This is a genomic window from Brevibacterium sp. RIT 803, assembly GCF_016892625.1.
Lineage (GTDB): Bacteria > Actinomycetota > Actinomycetes > Actinomycetales > Brevibacteriaceae > Brevibacterium.
In genome coordinates, this window is the sequence record NZ_JAFEMW010000001.1 from 441,287 (window position 1) to 458,288 (window position 17,002).

The window sequence follows — 17,002 nt, forward strand, 5'->3', positions numbered from 1 at the left end:
CCTATGCTGCGGTGATTGATCGAGCATCTAGCACATCGGGTAAAAAACACACCTCCCTCGGGATCCCCCACGCCGCTTCGATCTTGCGAGCGGTTGCCAGGTTCACCTGAGTCTTTGGAATGCGGCGACCATCTTTGGTGGTCTCGAACCCCTTGCGAAGCGACTGGATAAGCGTGTGCGACAGGCGAGTACGCATTGCGACTCGGCGTTCGGAGCCGTGCTCTCGAACCTCCTCCGCCAGGTACTGATTGAAGATCCGTCGGTTGACTTTGTATTTCATGTTCATCTCCTTGTCGATAGATCTAGCGTATAGCGCTTTCCAGGGCATGGCAAGTCCCAGATTGAGAAATGTGTATATACAGCTTGGTATCAACGAATTACAGCGTTGTAGTTCCGTGCCAGGACTGGCAAGGGTAAGTTTGTATATACAGACCACCTGCATGAAAGTGATCCTTGTGAGCGAGCTATCCGATCGTCTAGCAGCAGCGAAGAACAAGCTCGGCATCTCCACACGGAAGATGTCCGAGCTCGCACAAGCCAACGGGTACCGGCTGTCGAACTATTCGGCCACCGTGTACACCAACGGTTCGCATCCAGCTACTGCGGATCCGGCGACTCTCGAAGCATTGGCATTCGTCCTACGATTGCCGTCGAATGAGGTTCGCCGGTTGGCCGGAATTGCCCCTGACCTCGGGGAGTTCGAGCCAGACGAATCAGCAAACTTGCTCACGCGTTCTCAGCGATCGGCTGTGAATGAGATCATCCGCCAACTGGCGGAGGCGAACACGAGAGCAGGTGATGGCAGTGAACACGGTGCCACCTCCATGAACCAAAAGCGCAAGGACCTTGTGGTAGATGAGGAAAACGGGGCCGGCGACAACGTCTACTCACTAGTCCCTCCCCCTCCCGCAAGCGACACCGCTGCGTACCGTGCACCAAATCGGGGCAAGAAGCAGAAGGACAAGCAGGATGAGGACGCCGAAGGGTCACAGGATCCGGAGGACCAGGAGTGAATTTACTCCCCAGACCAAGCTAAACACCGCTAAGCCGTCGGGGAGACTATGCTAGTGGCTAAGGCGTAAGGGAGGTTATCCAGGTATGACAGAACGCGTAGCGGTGAAACCTGAAGTCCTGCAATGGGCCCTCCACCGTTCCGAAAGGGACCCGTCGGACCTATCGGGTGCCGCAGGGTTAAAGAACGTCCACGCGTGGCTCGAAGGAAGCGCGAGCCCCACAATGAATCAGCTCCAAACTTTCGCAAAATGGACGCGAGTTCCGTTTGGGAAACTCTTTCTTGCAAAGCCTCCGGAAGAGGCATTGTCTCTACCTGACTTCCGGACAGTGAACAATCGAGCCCCGGAGCCGTCCGCCGATTTGATCGACACTATTCGATGGGTCGAAGTTCGCCGCGACTGGTACGTCGACTACCTGAGACGCCACCACGAAGATCCAGTGGAGTGGGTTGGTAGCGTGAAAGTCGGCCAATCCCCCAGATCAGTGGCAGACCAGATCAGGAATACTCTGGGGCTAAAACCCGCGATTGCTGAAGGCTACAAGAAGATTCAGGACGCGATCAATAGCATTTCTCAAGCTATAGAGAACGTCGGTGGACTGGTGCTAAGCAGTGGGGTGGTCGCTGGAAATAACCGACGGCCTCTGGATACCGAAGACTTCCGCGGTTTCTCGGTCAGTGAGAGGTGGGCACCACTGATCTTCGTTAACGGAGCCGACACGAAGAACGGACAGGTTTTCACTCTCGCGCATGAGTTGGCGCACCTGTTTAGCGGAACATCCGGAGTCTCCAACCCTGATTACACAGATCAAACTGCTGGACGCACAGAATCCTGGTGCAACCGCGTCGCTGCTGAGCTTCTAGTGCCGAAGGAAGCGCACCAGTGGGAGCGATTCGACGGGCAAGTACCACGCGGAACCCTCGATACTTTATCCCGACAGTTCAATGTCAGCACTGTGATGATCCTTGTTCGACTAAAGGCTTTTGATTGTGTAACCAAGGAAAGCTTTGAGAAACAGTTCGGGCCGGAAGTGCGACGGGCGCGCAAGCTAGCTCGAGAGGCCAAACTAAGCGGGAAGAGCGGCGGGGGAAACTGGTATAGCAACCAAGCAATCCGGCTGGGTAAAACTATTGCGCGATCGCTTGCCGTGGATACGTATGAGGGTGGGACCACATACGGCGAAGCGTTGCGAATTGCGGGCACGCGTAGGCCCGAGACCTTCAACGAACTAGCACGGACTGTTGGGGTGTAAGGGTGTATCTTCTGGACGCAGACTCCATGATCGACGCAAAAAACCGATACTACGGTTTCGATATCGCGCCTGGCTATTGGGATTGGCTTGTTGCTGCACACCATAGAGGCACGGTGCATACAGTCAAATCCGTGCGGGATGAAGTTGAGTTAGGTAACGATCAACTTGCAATGTGGATGAAGGGCCTACCCAAAGGGTTCTCGATTTCGCCCACAGCTGGTGATGCCACCGCATTCGAGACTCTTGCCACATGGGCTGAAGCCGGGTATTTCAAAGATAGCGCAGCGTCGGAGTTCCAAAGCAAGGGCGACTTTTTTCTAGTCGGACAGTCGTTGTCGAACAATTCCGTAGTTGTTACCAACGAACTCTCTGAACCCAACCGCAAATCGAGAGTGAAGATCCCAGATGCTTGCGATCATTTAGGAGTTGAGTGCATCACTGCATTCGAAATGTTGAGACGAGAGCGAGTGCAACTGAAGTAAAACGTGTGTCACCCCCTCCTCGTATGGTCTTGAGGTATGCACCATCCATGGAGAGAACTACGTGAGCGCGGGGACGGCGTTGTCCTGCACCGCACCAAGTTCAACGACACACGAATAGCCGCCACGAACGGCAACAACGCCATCTGGCTCGACGCCGACCTACTGCAAGTCGAGAGACGCTGCGCAGTCCAACACGAACAAGCACACATCGACCTCGGGCACACGAACTGTGACGACCCGAAAGAAGAGCAAGCAGCGCGTCGACTGACTGCCCGAAAACTCATCGACTGGGATGCCCTCGTCGACGTCTTCCGATGGGCCCACACAGCTCACGAGGCGGCCGACGAGCTCAACGTCATACCAGAGGTGCTCGAAGACCGACTACGGTTCCTGCACCCACACGAGAAGGTGCTGCTCCGACTGATCGGGCAAGCACGGAACGGATAGGTTATGGCAACGATCGAACCCTACGAGACGAAGAAGGGCCGACGGTACAGGGTTCGGTACACGAAGCCGGATCGTAAACCCACCGACCGCCGCGGCTTCAGAACGAAGAGAGAAGCACAGGTCTTCCTCAACACCGTCGAGGTCTCGAAGCTCGAGGGCAACTACGTCGACCCAACCAAGGGGAAAATCACCGTCGGAGAACTCGGCGCACATTGGTTGAAGACCGTGAGCGTGAAGCCCTCCTCAAAGATCGTCTACGAGACCACCCTAAGGGTTCACATCTACCCGGAGTTCGGCGCCCTCGCCGTCAATCGCGTACACCGGTCCCAAGTTCGCAATTGGGTGTCTGCGCTGTCGGAGAAGCGGAAGGCTCGCACCGTCCGACGGGCGCACTATGTCTTGCAGGCGGTCCTGCAGTTGGCGGTCGATGACTATCTTCTCTCGCGTAACCCTGCTAGCGGAATCAAGAACCTTCCCACACTGTCCCATCGCAAGAACGTGTACCTCACCTACGAGCAAGTCGAGAAGGTGGCACAGGCCGCCGATGAGCACCACCTGCGGCAACAGCGCGGCCGGTACGGATTCGTCATCTACGTTGCCGCGTACATGGGTTTGCGGTGGAACGAGATCGCGACACTCACGCCCGACGATGTTGACCTCAAATCTCGCCGAGTGAAGGTCCGTGCCGAAGTATCGAAGAACGGTCGGGAACGGTCCGTAGGATATCCGAAGTTCATGCACGACCAGTTCCGTACACTCACGCTCAAGGCTGGGCCGGATGGACTCCTGATCCCAGAACTCGCCGAGCCTAAGAATCAAGAGTCGTGGTTCCTGTCCGTGAGGAAGAAGGCCGGACTGGCTGAGGGCTTCGTCTTCCACGATCTGCGACATTCGGCGGCATCATTCGCGGTGTCTGCCGGCGCGAGCGTGAAGGTCGTACAGAACATGCTCGGGCACTCCTCCGCAGCCATGACACTGGACGTGTACTCGGACCTGTTCGACACCGACGTCGATGACGTTGCCCAAAGGATTGATGCAGCTCGCAGTGCACGGCTCGCGTGAAGCCTTCACCATAGATAGAGTGGGCGTGAGAACGAAGTGCAAATTCGTTCTCACGCCCGGATGGGGATCCTGCAGAGGGATCAGTACTTACTTCTTCTTGGGCTTATGAACGACGGTCGTCCGCGGATTGCGGGCGGCCGTCGACATCTTCACAAAGCGTCCAGTGATTGCGCTGCGCGCACGTCCTTTGGCCATTTTCCTTTCACCTCCTTTCGCATTCGGGAATGGGCAAACTTTGGGCAGGTGGTGGAAACGACGAAGGCCCCGAGTCGCATCGGCATCTTTACAAGATCCAAGACTCGAGGCCTCCACCGCTGTCACCTGCGAATTTAGAAGTCCCAGTCGTCGTCTTCCGTGTTCTCGGCCTTGCCGATGACGTAGGAGGATCCGGATCCGGAGAAGAAGTCGTGGTTCTCGTCGCTGTTTGGCGAGAGAGCTGCGAGGATCGCCGGGTTGACCTCGGTGACCTCCTTCGGGAACATCGCTTCGTACCCGAGATTCATCAGGGCCTTGTTGGCGTTGTAGTGGAGGAACATCTTGCAGTCCTCGGCCAGACCTACCGAGTCGTAGAGATCATGGGTGTAAGCGACCTCGTTCTCGTAGAGCTCGAACATGAGGTTCATCGTGTAGTCCTTGAGCTCCTGCTTGCGCTCTTCAGACTGTGACTCCAAGCCCTTCTGGTACTTGTAGCCGATGTAGTAGCCGTGAACAGCTTCGTCACGGATGATGAGGCGGATGAGGTCCGCCGTGTTCGTCAGCTTCGCATGTGCAGACCAGTACATGGGCAGGTAGAAGCCGGAGTAGAAGAGGAAAGATTCCAGCAGTGTGGAGGCAACCTTGCGCTTGAGCGGGTCATCGCCTCGGTAGTAGCTGAGGATGATGTCCGCCTTGGACTGCAGGTAGGTGTTCTCCCGCGACCAACGGAACGCCTCGTCGATCTCCTTCGTCGAGCACAGGGTCGAGAAGATCGAAGAATATGACTTCGCATGCACGCTCTCCATGAACGCGATGTTCGTCATCACGGCCTCCTCATGCGGCGTCACCGCATCGGGAATCAAGGAGATCGCACCCACGGTGCCCTGAATGGTATCGAGCAGTGTCAGACCGGTGAAGACGCGCATCGTCAGCGTCTTCTCCTCCTCCGTAAGTGTCGCCCACGAAGGGATGTCGTTGCTCAGCGGCACCTTCTCAGGCAGCCAGAAGTTTCCGGTGAGGCGATCCCAGACGTCATCATCGACGGGATCGATGACACGGTTCCAGTTGATGGCATCGACATGCGACGCCAAAGTCAGGTTCTCCAACGTTTCCATCTCTCTTCCAAGTTGCAGGTACGCCGTGCGTACGTGTGGTCTGCCCAGCAGACTGAGAATGCTTTCTGCCCGGATTCCTTGTGCGGGCTCAGGTCCACTCAACTCGCGGAATCTGGGACATGGGTTCAGCGGGCCGGTTCACACCGACCCGCTGAACCCATCGGTCACAGCATGCAGGATACGCAGCCATCGACCTCGGTGCCCTCCAGCGCGAGCTGGCGCAACCGGATGTAGTAGATGGTCTTGATGCCCTTGCGCCACGCGTAGATCTGCGCCTTGTTGATGTCACGAGTCGTGGCGGTGTCCATGAAGAACAAGGTCAGCGACAGCCCTTGATCCACGTGTTTCGTGGCCTCGGCATAGGTGTCGATGATCTTCTCATAGCCGATCTCGTAGGCATCCTGGTAGTACTTGAGGTTGTCGTTGTCCATGAAGGGCGCCGGGTAGTACACACGCCCGATCTTGCCTTCCTTGCGAATCTCGACCTTCGAGGCCACAGGGTGGATCGACGAGGTCGAGTTGTTGATGTAGGAGATCGATCCGGTGGGTGGAACGGCCTGCAGGTTCTGGTTGTAGATGCCGTGCTCGGCAACTGCGGCCTTGAGCTCACGCCAATCATCCTGAGTAGGGATATGCACGCCGGCTTCGGTGAACATCGCGGCCACACGCTGGGTACGTGGTTCCCACGCTTCCTCGGTGTACTTGTCGAAGTATTCACCAGTCGCGTACTTCGACCTCTCAAATCCGGCGAAGGCAGCTTTACGTTCCTTCGCGATCTCCATCGACGCACGCACACAGTGGTAGGCGACGGTGTAGAAATACATGTTCGTGAAGTCGAGACCCTCGTCCGAACCGTAGTAGATGTGCTCCCGGGCAAGGTAGCCGTGAAGGTTCATCTGACCGAGTCCGATGGCATGCGACATGTCATTGCCGCGAGCGATCGAAGGAACCGACTGGATGTCGGAGGTCTCAGCGACAGCCGTCAGTCCGCGGATCGCGGTCTCGATGGTCCGACCGAAGTTCTCGGAATCCATCGTCAGTGCGATGTTGAGAGAACCGAGGTTGCAGGAGATGTCCTTGCCGACGACGTCGTATCCCAGATCGGAGTCGTACTTACTGGGCTCGGAGACCTGAAGGATCTCCGAACACAGGTTCGACATGATGATCTTGCCGTCGATCGGGTTCGCCTTGTTCACCGTGTCTTCGAACATGACATACGGGTATCCGGACTCGAACTGGATCTCTGCCAAGGTCTGGAAGAACTCGCGTGCATTGATCTTGCTCTTCTTGATGGCCGCGTTGTCGACCATCTCCTCGTACTTCTCTGTCACGTTGACGTCAGAGAAGGGCATGCCGTAGACGCGCTCGACATCGTAGGGGCTGAAGAGGTACATGTCCTCGTTGCGCTTGGCCAATTCAAACGTGATGTCCGGAATGACGACGCCCAATGACAGAGTCTTGATCCGGATCTTCTCATCGGCGTTCTCGCGCTTGGTGTCGAGGAACTTGTAGATGTCGGGATGGTGAGCGTGCAGGTACACAGCTCCGGCGCCCTGCCGTGCACCCAGCTGGTTGGCGTAGGAGAAGGAGTCTTCGAGCAGCTTCATGACGGGGATGACGCCCGAGGACTGGTTCTCGATCTTCTTGATCGGTGCACCGGACTCGCGGATGTTGGTCAGGGCGAAGGCCACACCGCCACCGCGCTTCGACAGCTGCAGGGCGGAGTTGATGGAGCGGCCGATGGACTCCATGTTGTCTTCGATGCGCAGCAGGAAGCAGGACACGAGTTCGCCGCGCTGCTTCTTACCCGCGTTGAGGAAGGTCGGGGTGGCCGGCTGGAAGCGACCGTGGATGATCTCGTCGACGAGCTGCGTAGCCAGGGTCTCGTCGCCGCGAGCAAGGAACAGTGCGACCATGACGACGCGATCTTCGAAGCGTTCGAGGTAGCGCTTTCCGTCGAAGGTCTTCAGCGTGTAGGAGGTGTAGAACTTGAAAGCACCGAGGAAGGTCTGGAACCGGAACTTAGCCGAATAGGCGTGCTTCGAAAGCTCCTCGATGAAGTCGAAGGAGTACTGTTCGAGGACTTCGGGTTCGTAGTATTCCTTTTCGACGAGGTAGTCGAGCTTCTCCTTGAGGTCATGGAAGAAGACGGTGTTGTTGTTGACATGCTGCAGGAAGTACTGCCTGGCAGCCTGTTTGTCACGCTCGAACTGGATCCGACCGTCCTGGTCATACAGATTCAGCATGGCGTTGAGCGCATGGTAGTCGAGATCCGTCTCTTCGCGGATGATGTCTTCTACATTGCGGTCTTCAGCGAGCTCACGCACAGTTTGTCCAATCCTAAATTCACTGCTTCGACGTCCTCTGGGGTTCCGAGGAGTTCGACACGGTACAGCACGGGTACATTGCATTTCGCGGCCACTTTGCGTGCCGCGCGACAGTATTCTTCGCCGAAGTTCGTATTTCCGGCGCCGATGACGCCGACGAGGTGGCGGCGATTCGATTCGATATTGAGGAACTTGATCACTTGCTTGGGGACGGCGCCTCTGTTGGGGCCGGCTCCGTAGGTGGGAGTCACAAGGACGAACGGTTCGTCGATCGCCAGCGTCTCATCTTTTGTCAGCAGGGGAAGTCGGCGTGAGGGGTGCCGCAGCTTGCTGACGAATCGGTCGGTGTACTCAGAGCTGCTCGAGTAGTAGACCAGGAGCATGTCAGGCTACAACGGAAACCGAGGTCTGCTCTCCGGCCAGGGTGGCGATCTTGTCCGGACGGAAACCTGACCAGTGGTCGTTATCAGTGACAACGACGGGAGCCTGCATGTAGCCCATGGCCTTGACGACATCCAAGGCGTTCTCATCGACACTGAGATCGACCGATTTGTACTTCAGCCCTTTGGCATCGAGCGCACGGTACGTAGCGTTGCACTGGACGCAAGCTGGCTTGGTGTACACGGTGATCATCGCGACTCCTCATTTCTGCACTTCGGCTTAGACTTCACGGTATTTCCACCGGGCTCATGACCTTGACAATGACGAATATCACGCAGATCATGCCCCAGGGCGACCACTAGATGTTGTGTTCGAGATCGACTCTACCCCTATATCCAGTGTTACACCAGTGTTCTTTTGACCATCCACAACCTGTGTTCGAACCGTCCACAGTCATCCACAAGTCACGAATGACACTGATGTAGTTCGATCACCTGCGAGGACACTGGTCTATGGGGCCGAAAAGCCATTTTCAGACACCCCAGCCGAGACCGTTTTCCACATCTGTCCACAGATAAAAATTTCCCCTGTGGGTACTTCGTCGGCGTGTCACATTCGATTCCCTCTCCGAGCGCCCAGCATCCCATTTCGCGGTCGCTCCCACTCCATCTCCGCGGGGCTCCCACCTCCTTCCCACGGTCTCCTCTGAGTCTTTCGCGCTGTTCTTCATCATTGCGTGTCGGTCTTCAAATGGTATGTGTCGGTACTGACACGAAAGAGTCCAGTCGGGTGTCAGGGTCAACCCATATGCTGGTTCTGTCAGCCAGTTGAGATTCGAGAGGCACCACCATGACGGCAACGGCACCCGCCAACACTCAAGAGATCGCACACGCCCAATCGATCCTGAGCGGTCTGGAATCCTATCTTGACCATTTCGTCGTCGGACAGCAGCGCCTGCGCGAGAGTCTGCTCATCGGTCTCCTCTCCAGCGGCCACCTTCTCCTGGAGAGTGTCCCCGGGCTCGCCAAGACAACTGCGGCGGCGGCGCTGGCCAATGCTGTGGATGGAAAGTTCTCCCGCATCCAGTGCACGCCCGATCTGCTGCCCGCGGACATCATCGGCTCGCAGATCTACAACGCCCAAGAAGGCTCTTTCAATACAGTCCTGGGCCCGGTGCACGCCAACATCGTCCTCCTCGATGAGATCAACCGCTCGTCGGCGAAGACGCAGAGCGCCATGCTCGAGGCGATGCAGGAGAAGCAGACGACGATCGGGGGGCAGCGGTTCGAACTTCCCCGTCCTTTCCTCGTTATGGCCACACAGAACCCGATCGAACAGGAGGGCACCTACCAGCTGCCCGAAGCGCAACTCGATCGGTTCATGATCAAGGATCTCCTGACCCATCCCAACCCCAATGAGGAGATGGAGATCCTGTCGCGACTCGATTCGGGTGTCTTCGATCGCGACTCTGTCCCGAAACCCTCCTGCAGCCTCAAGGATGTGGAGACGCTGCAGCAATACGCACGCACCATCTACGTCGACCCGTCGATCACCCGCTACCTAGTCGAACTCGTCCATGCCACGAGGAACACCACGAAGTATCTGGGTCGCCTGGCTCCCTTCATCGAATATGGCGCCAGCCCCCGCGCCTCGATCGCCTTCACCAACGCGGGACGGGCTCTGGCGATGATCCGTGGCCGCAATTACGTCATCCCCGAAGACATCAAGGATCTGGCCCACCGAATCCTCGCTCACCGCATCCAACTCAACTTCGAAGCCGCAGCGGAGAACATCACGAGCGCACAGGTCGTCGATGCCCTCCTCATGGCCGTCCCCACTCCCTGATCGGGTGCATCGATGACTGCTCTGCTCAATCGGATCAAAGCGCGGATGACCATCCACGCGCACCGTCGAACCCGCAGGCTCCTCGACGGGGACTATTCCTCTGTCTTCCACGGGCACAGCCTCGACTTCGACGACCTGCGCGACTACATTCCCGGCGACGAGATCCGCGACATCGACTGGAAGGCCACGGCCCGACACTCGAACCCGCTGGTCAAACGCTATGTTGCCCACCGCAGGCACATTCTCGCACTCGTCGTCGACTCGTCCCGTCACTTCGACGCCGTGACTTCGGCCGGGGTCGACAAGCGACAGCTTGCGATCCTCATGGCCGGAATGACCGGATACCTCGCTGTGCGCCATGGTGATGACGTGATGCTCATCCACGGCAGCGCACAGCGCACCACCGCGTCCCCCCGCAAGGGCAGCGAAGCCCACTTGGAGAACCTTCTGCAGCAGATCCTCGCCGAGGCGGGCACCGACGGAGACGGTTCGATCGATGAGCAGCTGCAGTGGATCGCCTCGCACATCAACCACCGAATGCTTGTGGTCGTCATCTCCGACCAGGCTCCGCTCGGCGCGAAGGAGGAAGCCACCATCAAACGTCTGCGTGCACAGCACGAGATCCTATGGATCACGATCACCGACGCGGACCTTGCACAACTGCCGGCCACCTCGGCGCCGTTCGACGTCTCCCGTCCTGATGTCGGTCTGCCCACCTCCGTGATGGCCAACCCGAACGTACGCACTGAATTCCTCGCTGCGGAAGCAAGCCGCAGGCAGCACAGAATCGACCTGCTCTCGAAGCTCGGAATCTCACACACCGAAATCGCCCATCCGGACCAAGCCTTGGGCAATCTCCACACTCTTCTGCTGAGGCACCGCCGTGGGCCCCGCTGAGCTCGTCGGCCCCCTGCAGATCTCGGTCTGGTGGTATGTCGCCGCCGCCGTGGTTCTGCTGGCAGCCGCCCTCAACCTGTTCGCTCCGCTGCTGCGCGCGGCGGCGGGATCAGGGATGAAGTCCCGACCGCGGATTCCCATCCCTGTCCGCAGCACCTACATGTCTCGGATCGCCGCAGTCGAGTCGAAACTAAACGCGGGCGAAGCCGATGTCCGCGATTCAGCTCGGGAACTGGCGAAGATCGTGCGCGAGTTCGCCCATCACGCATGGGGCGTCAAGGCCGAACACCTCACCTACCGAGATGCGGCTGTGGCCGGCCTCGACGACCTCGCAGAGTCCTTGTCTGGCCTCTACGAAGCAGAGTTCGCCGAGGACGACGCCAAGGATCTGGGGCCCCAGATCGCTGGCGCAAGAAAGCTGGTGACCCGATGGTCCTGATGTTCTGGTGGCTGGCCCTCATCCTTCTCGTGCTTGCCGCGGCAGCAGTCTTCTTCTTCCGCAGACCCAAGGCCACCGCGTCGTCACTGGCCGTGGCGCACAGCGGCCGAATGACAAGCCTGCCCAGCTTCCGCAAAGCCATGCGGACCCGTCTGATGACGACCGTCGCCTTCCTCGCCGTCATCGCACTCACCGGCCTCTCCACCCTCGCAGGGATCTCTCGCCCCGCTTGGGTCGAGACCGTCAATCCGGAGAAGAAGCTGCGAGATGTCATGCTCTGCCTCGACGTGTCCGGTTCGATGCTCGGCTATGACGCGGACCTCCTCGAGGCCTACCAGGAGCTCGTCGACCGATTCGACGGTGAACGCATCGGAATGACCGTGTTCAACTCGACCGCCGTCTCCGCCTTCCCTCTCACCGATGACTACGACATGGTCCAGAACTATCTCGAGGAAGCCGAGGAGGGCTTCCGCACCTGGGGCTCTGAAGGCACCGATTACTCCTGGTCGACCTCACCTCCCAACATCGGCGGTTCCTCCCTCATCGGAGACGGACTCGTCTCCTGCGTGGACAATTTCGACCGTCAGGACGAAGACCGGTCTCGTTCGATCATCTTCGCCACCGACAACATGCTTGCCGGTGACCCTCTGTTCGACCTCGACGAAGCGACCGACATCGCTGTGGACTCCGAAGTCAGGGTCTACAGCCTCTCTCCCCCGTCGGTGCTCACGAACCCGCAGACAAAGGAACTGAAGTCGGTCTCCGATCGCACCGGCGGCAAACAGTTCGACATGGGTTCGGCATCGACGATCGATCGGATCGTCGCAGAGATCCAGAGTCAGGAGGCCGAGAACACACCTGGGCGTTCCTACACCGTCGTCCATGACATGCCCGCAGTTCCCCTCGGAATCGCGGTCTTCGGCCTCGCCGGTGTCTTCGTTCTGGCTTGGAGGACGAAATCATGATCTTCGATCCCGTCTTCACCTGGTTCGGATGGGGCTTCCTCGTCCTTGCCCTGCTGACCGTATGCATCATTCCGGCAGTGCGCGGGGATGGACCTCGCTGGAAATGGTTCGCACGCATGGGCATCGTCGCCGTGCTCGCACTCGCCCTGGCCCGCCCGGGCATTCCCATCAAATCCTCGACCGAGGAATACGAGGCAGCCGCCGACGTCTACTTCCTCGTCGATACGACGACCTCGATGGCCGCCGAGGACTATGACGGTGACAAGACCCGACTGGAAGGGGTGAAGAAGGACATGTTGGAGCTGGCAGAGCAGCTGCCCGGCACCAGGATGAGCATCATCTCCTTCGCCTCGACTGCATCGACGGTCATGCCCCTGACGACCGACCATTCGGCGTTCGCTTCCGCCGTCGATGTCCTGAGTCCGGAGATGTCACTGAACTCGAACGGATCCTCCATCACCGAGGCGGGAGCTGAGCTGGACGAGCGGATGAAGTCCAATCAGGAAGATCGTCCGGACAACAAGAGCCTCGTCTTCTACTTCGGCGACGGAGAGCAGACCTCCGAGTCCCCCGTCGACTCGTGGTCATCCTTCGCCTCCCGCATCGACAGCGGCGCGGTGTTCGGCTACGGAACGTCTCAGGGCGGAAAGATGAAGGAGTCTCAGCCCTTCGGCTACGGTGCGGGTCCGGGCGGGGGCCCCGGTCTCGGTGATCCTGGTGACACCGGCGGGACCGGGGATGGTGACGGGTCCGCAGGAACGGACGGCGAGTACATCCTCGACGGACAGGGCAATCCTGGGATCTCAACGATCGACGAGTCGAACCTCAGACAGATCTCAGACGACCTCGGTGTGAAGTACCACCACCGTGACGGCGGAGCTTCGATGTCGAGCATGTACACAGCACCGAAGTACGATCAGACGCTGGTCCAGAAGGATGGGCGGGTCACCGTCGACGAATACTTCTGGGTCCCCCTGCTTCTCGTGTTCGCATGGATCGCGGTCGAAATGGTCTTCGGCGTCCGCGAGCTGCTGCGGCTGCGCACGATTGCGCCCAAACCAGGAGGAGGACGGTCATGAATCGGATCACTCGCAATTGGTCGACGATGCGCAGGCTCTCTCGCGTCAACCTCATCATCGGAGCCGTCCTCCTCCTCGTGTTCGGTTATGTGGCTGTGACCGTCTACTTCGGCGCAGCTTCTCAGGTTCGCTACGCGTCGAATGATTTCCCTGGAGCGAAGAAGGCCTCAACCACGTTCCTCACACTCAGCCCGATCCAACGGCATATCGGCTACTACAACCGCGGCACTGCAGAGGCGGCCGTCGGCGATTTCGAACCGGCGCAGGCAGACCTCGAATCCGCCCTTGAGATCGCCCCTGCCCGTGACGAATGTGCCGTGAGGATCAACCTGTCCTACGTGTATGAGAAGCTCGCCGACGAGGTCGCGGACCAAGACCCAGGACAGTCCGACGAACTCTACGACCAGTCGCTGCAGACCTTGGAAGGTGCTCCAGAGGAATGCCAGCCCAAGAAGAGCGAAGAGAAGCAGAAGAGCGACGAAGCGAAGAAGCGCGTCGAAGACAAGAAGGCCGGAGAGAAGTCGAAGCAGGAAGGCTCCGAGAGCGACGACTCCGGTGGCTCCGAGGGCGAGGATCCGAAGAACGGTGACTCCGGAGATGACTCGAAGAAGAAGGACGAAGGTCAGGACTCCGGCGAAGGCGAGGAGAAATCCGACGGCTCGGAAGGCAAGTCCGAAGAGGAGGAGAAGCGCGACAAGCTGAAGGAGCGCGGCGAGGACTCGGAACGTCAGCAGCGCCAGCAGGGACCCGGCGGAGACGGGGGCCGTTCCGCCCCGGACAAACCGTGGTGAGGCACCTGTGAAATCATGAGTCCATGAACTCTCCGGACACTTCTGCTGGCAGCACTTCGACCCCGCGGCTGCGGGCCTCACTGACAACATTCCCTCCGTACGTTCCGGGGAAGGCGCCCAAGCGAATCGACGGGCTCGCCTCGTTCAAGCTGTCCTCGAACGAAAACTACCTCGAGCCGCTGCCGGCGGTCACCGACGCCATGGTCGCTCACGCGAAGAACCCCGCTTTGTACCCCGATGACGCAGCACTGGCGCTGCGCACCGAGCTGGCCGAGCGTCTCGGCGTGAGCATCGAAGAACTCGTCGTGACCACCGGCGCCAGCGAACTGCTCGTGGCACTGACCCAGATCACTTCGGACGCCACCACGGAAGCCATCTATCCCTGGCCGTCCTTCGAAATGTATCCCCAGACGACAGGGCTGGCCGGATCGAAAAGGATCGAGGTGCCGGTACGCAACGACGGTCGACACGATCTGGACGCCATGGCGGCGGCGATCACCGATCGAACCAGTCTCATCATTCTCTGCTCCCCGAACAATCCGACGGGACCAGCACTTCGCGACGATGAAGTCCGGCGGTTCCTCGCACAGGTGCCAGACCATGTCCTCGTCGCCCTCGACGAGGCCTATTGGGAGTTCGCCACCGCCGAGGGCGTCGTCAACGGCGTCGACCTAGTGGCCGATCATCCCAATGTCGTCCTGGTCAGGACCTTCTCCAAGGCTCACGCCCTGGCAGGCCTGCGGGTCGGATACGCCCTCGCTCACACAGCCGTGGTCCAAGGGCTGCTGAAAGCCGTCATCCCCTTCGGTGTCACCGATATCAGTCAGGCGGCCGCACTGGAATCACTGCGCCACAGCGATGAAGTCGACGTCCGAGCCAAGGAGATCGCTGCCGTTCGCGACGACTTCGCCCACGCGCTGCGCGACCAGGGTTGGGACGTGCCTGAAGCGCAGGGGAACTTCGTGTGGCTGCCCCTTGGCCAGCTGTCGGCAGCCTTTGAAGATGCCTGCGTCGAGCAGGCCGTTGCGGTACGCAACCTCGGCGACGGGGTGCGTATCAGCATCGGTGAACAAGAAGGGCTCGACCGTGTCCTCGCGGTCGCCGCAGCCTTCTACTCCGAACACTTCGACTGAGCACATCGAGCTGGCCGGGCCGGGGCACCTCTCAGAGTTCTGCAAGCTCAAGGGCCAAGGCCACGGCTTGGACCGATTCCGCCCGAGTGAGGTCGCGGCCCAACAGCGTCTCGATCTTCGCCATTCGTGCACGCACTGTGTGGCGGTGGATGCCGAGTTCAGCAGCGATCGCATCCCGCACTCCTCCTGCCGCGATGAAGGCTCGCAGCGTCAGCAGCAGGTCCTGTTCGTCGCGTGAAGCAAGGAGCATGCCCAGCACTCGGTCGACGAATCTCTGCGCCGCTGACTCATCGATCGACGACAGCAGTGCCCGCACATCCGAGGTCGCGCTTTCGTGCTGCGTTCGCCACACGGTCCAGGTGTGGTGGACCTGGGTCAGTGCGATCATCTTCGCAAACAGCGTGTCGAGTCCGGTGACCTCCGCAACCCGATCGACCGTACTCGCATGACCCGCTGCCAGTTCGGCCGCATCGAGACGGCTCTGGTCCGCCCCCTGAGCACCGGGTTCGATGACCCCGAGCATCGAACCGGCACGGACCAGGAGTGTTCCATCTCCCAGATCACCCAGCAGCGTCTCCGGGACCCCACCACGCACATTGCCGAAGACCGTGAACTTCACTCGTGAGACCGGAGCCAGGCCGGTCTCACGCACCCACTCGGACCGAGCCTGTCCTGCCGTCAAGGGAGTTGCGAAGAGCTGTGAATCCGACCGCCGAGGCGGGACCTCTGTGATGTTCAGACTCAAGAGCGCCGCCGCAGTGGAAAGCAGCAGGCCACGGGTGCGCGGATTGCCGCTCACCTCGGCGGGGGCGAGGATCCATCCTCGAACCTGCTCGTCTCCGACCGGAACGGCTTCGACGATTCCTAACTCAGTACGCAGAAGACGCGGCGCCATCGAGGGTTTGATAGCCTCGGCAATCAGATCATGCCGCACCAGGTTCTCAGCATCGGTGCCAGTCAGTCCCCTGCCTGTGGGTGAGACGAACCGAACGTCCGTCCCCAAAGTGCTGGCCAGATCAGCGACAAGCGCGGCGGGCCCCTGATGCGCAAGGTCGGTGGCGAACCGCCGCCCCGCACTGCTGGCCCGCGTGAGCTCTCGGTTCGTCTCCTCCTCCCGCATTCTGGTGAAGGCATCGACGACCGCGACGAAAGGAACAGGTTCGGGGACACCGAACAGTGGGAGCTCCTGAGCTGCCGCGTGCTCGATCAGCGCCGGTGGAAGCGCCCGCCACGGCAAAGCGGAGCCGAGCCCGATGCCGAGTGCAAGGACACCCGCACGCTTGAGGCGCCTGACATAGTCGCCCACGCCCTCGCCGCCGAGGTCCTGGCCGACGCCGATCGTGAGCAGAACCTCTCCCCCGGCCAACCATTCGTCGACCGCGGGCAGCTCCGAGGAGTGCACGATCGTGACGTCGGCCGATCCGGCGTTCGGCGAATCGACGACGACATCGAGAGCGAGTTCCTGACGCGCCCAGAGCTGACCCAAGGTGACCATGAGATCCATACTATCCGCACTGGATAACTACATTTCCAAATCCTCCATGCTGGATATTCGCGTTGTGTGAGCCACGTCCTAGGC

18 protein-coding genes are annotated in these 17,002 nt (G+C 59.6%); 12 read left to right on the top strand and 6 right to left on the bottom strand.

The window, feature by feature from the left end:
* Window position 1: 1 nt before the first annotated feature.
* Window positions 2–280 carry a hypothetical protein gene (locus JTF07_RS02085; RefSeq protein ID WP_204232668.1) on the bottom strand — a complete coding sequence of 93 codons (279 nt, stop codon included), beginning with the start codon at window positions 278–280 and terminating at the stop codon, window positions 2–4.
* Between the two features lie 175 nt (window positions 281–455).
* Between JTF07_RS02085 and JTF07_RS02090 the strand changes: the two genes are divergently transcribed.
* From JTF07_RS02090 to JTF07_RS02110, 5 genes are all read left to right on the top strand, one after another.
* Window positions 456–1,013 (top strand): hypothetical protein, encoded by a 558-nt coding sequence (locus JTF07_RS02090; protein ID WP_204232669.1) that lies wholly within the window; start codon window positions 456–458, stop codon window positions 1,011–1,013.
* A 223-nt stretch (window positions 1,014–1,236) separates the two neighbouring features.
* The gene (locus JTF07_RS02095) at window positions 1,237–2,265 is read left to right on the top strand and encodes an ImmA/IrrE family metallo-endopeptidase (protein WP_204232670.1); all 1,029 of its coding nucleotides are present in this window, start codon (window positions 1,237–1,239) and stop codon (window positions 2,263–2,265) included.
* 2 nt (window positions 2,266–2,267) lie between these two features.
* Window positions 2,268–2,747, top strand: a complete 480-nt coding sequence (locus JTF07_RS02100) for a DUF4411 family protein (RefSeq protein ID WP_353843848.1) — start codon at window positions 2,268–2,270, stop codon at window positions 2,745–2,747.
* Window positions 2,748–2,783: 36 nt separating this feature from the next.
* Window positions 2,784–3,194, top strand: a complete 411-nt coding sequence (locus JTF07_RS02105; protein ID WP_204232672.1) for an ImmA/IrrE family metallo-endopeptidase — start codon at window positions 2,784–2,786, stop codon at window positions 3,192–3,194.
* A 3-nt stretch (window positions 3,195–3,197) separates the two neighbouring features.
* A complete protein-coding gene (locus JTF07_RS02110; protein WP_204232673.1) occupies window positions 3,198–4,256 on the top strand; it encodes a tyrosine-type recombinase/integrase in 1,059 nt (352 codons plus the stop codon).
* A 329-nt stretch (window positions 4,257–4,585) separates the two neighbouring features.
* Here JTF07_RS02110 and nrdF read toward each other — a convergent pair whose 3' ends face one another.
* The 4 genes from nrdF to nrdH form a co-directional block, all read right to left on the bottom strand.
* Window positions 4,586–5,566 carry a class 1b ribonucleoside-diphosphate reductase subunit beta gene (gene nrdF / locus JTF07_RS02115; RefSeq protein ID WP_198396928.1) on the bottom strand — a complete coding sequence of 327 codons (981 nt, stop codon included), beginning with the start codon at window positions 5,564–5,566 and terminating at the stop codon, window positions 4,586–4,588.
* 164 nt (window positions 5,567–5,730) lie between these two features.
* Complete coding sequence (gene nrdE / locus JTF07_RS02120; RefSeq protein ID WP_353843896.1) at window positions 5,731–7,857, bottom strand: class 1b ribonucleoside-diphosphate reductase subunit alpha; 2,127 nt, start codon at window positions 7,855–7,857, stop codon at window positions 5,731–5,733.
* Between the two features lie 5 nt (window positions 7,858–7,862).
* Window positions 7,863–8,276 (bottom strand): class Ib ribonucleoside-diphosphate reductase assembly flavoprotein NrdI, encoded by a 414-nt coding sequence (gene nrdI / locus JTF07_RS02125; RefSeq protein ID WP_143923443.1) that lies wholly within the window; start codon window positions 8,274–8,276, stop codon window positions 7,863–7,865.
* A gap of 1 nt (window position 8,277) precedes the next feature.
* Window positions 8,278–8,526, bottom strand: coding sequence for a glutaredoxin-like protein NrdH (gene nrdH, locus JTF07_RS02130; RefSeq protein WP_092106910.1), 249 nt, complete (start codon window positions 8,524–8,526; stop codon window positions 8,278–8,280).
* A 597-nt stretch (window positions 8,527–9,123) separates the two neighbouring features.
* Between nrdH and JTF07_RS02135 the strand changes: the two genes are divergently transcribed.
* From JTF07_RS02135 to JTF07_RS02165, 7 genes are read left to right on the top strand one after another with little or no spacing between them, the layout of a single operon-like run.
* Window positions 9,124–10,119 (top strand): AAA family ATPase, encoded by a 996-nt coding sequence (locus JTF07_RS02135; protein WP_204232675.1) that lies wholly within the window; start codon window positions 9,124–9,126, stop codon window positions 10,117–10,119.
* Window positions 10,120–10,131: 12 nt separating this feature from the next.
* Window positions 10,132–11,016, top strand: a complete 885-nt coding sequence (locus JTF07_RS02140) for a DUF58 domain-containing protein (protein ID WP_204232676.1) — start codon at window positions 10,132–10,134, stop codon at window positions 11,014–11,016.
* Complete coding sequence (locus JTF07_RS02145) at window positions 11,003–11,455, top strand: hypothetical protein (protein WP_204232677.1); 453 nt, start codon at window positions 11,003–11,005, stop codon at window positions 11,453–11,455. The genes JTF07_RS02140 and JTF07_RS02145 overlap by 14 nt, the downstream gene beginning before the upstream one ends.
* Window positions 11,446–12,420 carry a vWA domain-containing protein gene (locus tag JTF07_RS02150; RefSeq protein WP_143923447.1) on the top strand — a complete coding sequence of 325 codons (975 nt, stop codon included), beginning with the start codon at window positions 11,446–11,448 and terminating at the stop codon, window positions 12,418–12,420. The genes JTF07_RS02145 and JTF07_RS02150 overlap by 10 nt, the downstream gene beginning before the upstream one ends.
* Window positions 12,417–13,499 (top strand): vWA domain-containing protein, encoded by a 1,083-nt coding sequence (locus tag JTF07_RS02155; RefSeq protein WP_204232678.1) that lies wholly within the window; start codon window positions 12,417–12,419, stop codon window positions 13,497–13,499. The genes JTF07_RS02150 and JTF07_RS02155 overlap by 4 nt, the downstream gene beginning before the upstream one ends.
* The gene (locus JTF07_RS02160) at window positions 13,496–14,290 is read left to right on the top strand and encodes a tetratricopeptide repeat protein (protein WP_204232679.1); all 795 of its coding nucleotides are present in this window, start codon (window positions 13,496–13,498) and stop codon (window positions 14,288–14,290) included. The genes JTF07_RS02155 and JTF07_RS02160 overlap by 4 nt, the downstream gene beginning before the upstream one ends.
* 23 nt (window positions 14,291–14,313) lie before the next feature.
* A complete protein-coding gene (locus JTF07_RS02165) occupies window positions 14,314–15,423 on the top strand; it encodes a histidinol-phosphate transaminase (RefSeq protein ID WP_204232680.1) in 1,110 nt (369 codons plus the stop codon).
* A 31-nt stretch (window positions 15,424–15,454) separates the two neighbouring features.
* Here JTF07_RS02165 and JTF07_RS02170 read toward each other — a convergent pair whose 3' ends face one another.
* Entirely contained in the window at window positions 15,455–16,918 is a 1,464-nt protein-coding gene (locus JTF07_RS02170; RefSeq protein WP_204232681.1) for a PucR family transcriptional regulator, read from the bottom strand.
* Window positions 16,919–17,002 lie beyond the last annotated feature (84 nt).

Coding starts and splice junctions, on each gene's coding strand:
- JTF07_RS02150 (WP_143923447.1), top strand. CDS start 11,446: ATGGTCCTGATGTTCTGGTGGCTGGCCCTCATCCTTCTCGTGCTTGCC.
- JTF07_RS02085 (WP_204232668.1), bottom strand. CDS start 280: ATGAAATACAAAGTCAACCGACGGATCTTCAATCAGTACCTGGCGGAG.
- JTF07_RS02135 (WP_204232675.1), top strand. CDS start 9,124: ATGACGGCAACGGCACCCGCCAACACTCAAGAGATCGCACACGCCCAA.
- JTF07_RS02155 (WP_204232678.1), top strand. CDS start 12,417: ATGATCTTCGATCCCGTCTTCACCTGGTTCGGATGGGGCTTCCTCGTC.
- nrdH (WP_092106910.1), bottom strand. CDS start 8,526: ATGATCACCGTGTACACCAAGCCAGCTTGCGTCCAGTGCAACGCTACG.
- JTF07_RS02095 (WP_204232670.1), top strand. CDS start 1,237: ATGAATCAGCTCCAAACTTTCGCAAAATGGACGCGAGTTCCGTTTGGG.
- nrdF (WP_198396928.1), bottom strand. CDS start 5,566: ATGGAAACGTTGGAGAACCTGACTTTGGCGTCGCATGTCGATGCCATC.
- nrdI (WP_143923443.1), bottom strand. CDS start 8,276: ATGCTCCTGGTCTACTACTCGAGCAGCTCTGAGTACACCGACCGATTC.
- JTF07_RS02170 (WP_204232681.1), bottom strand. CDS start 16,918: ATGGTCACCTTGGGTCAGCTCTGGGCGCGTCAGGAACTCGCTCTCGAT.
- JTF07_RS02160 (WP_204232679.1), top strand. CDS start 13,496: ATGAATCGGATCACTCGCAATTGGTCGACGATGCGCAGGCTCTCTCGC.
- JTF07_RS02140 (WP_204232676.1), top strand. CDS start 10,132: ATGACTGCTCTGCTCAATCGGATCAAAGCGCGGATGACCATCCACGCG.
- JTF07_RS02110 (WP_204232673.1), top strand. CDS start 3,198: ATGGCAACGATCGAACCCTACGAGACGAAGAAGGGCCGACGGTACAGG.
- JTF07_RS02105 (WP_204232672.1), top strand. CDS start 2,784: ATGCACCATCCATGGAGAGAACTACGTGAGCGCGGGGACGGCGTTGTC.
- JTF07_RS02165 (WP_204232680.1), top strand. CDS start 14,314: ATGAACTCTCCGGACACTTCTGCTGGCAGCACTTCGACCCCGCGGCTG.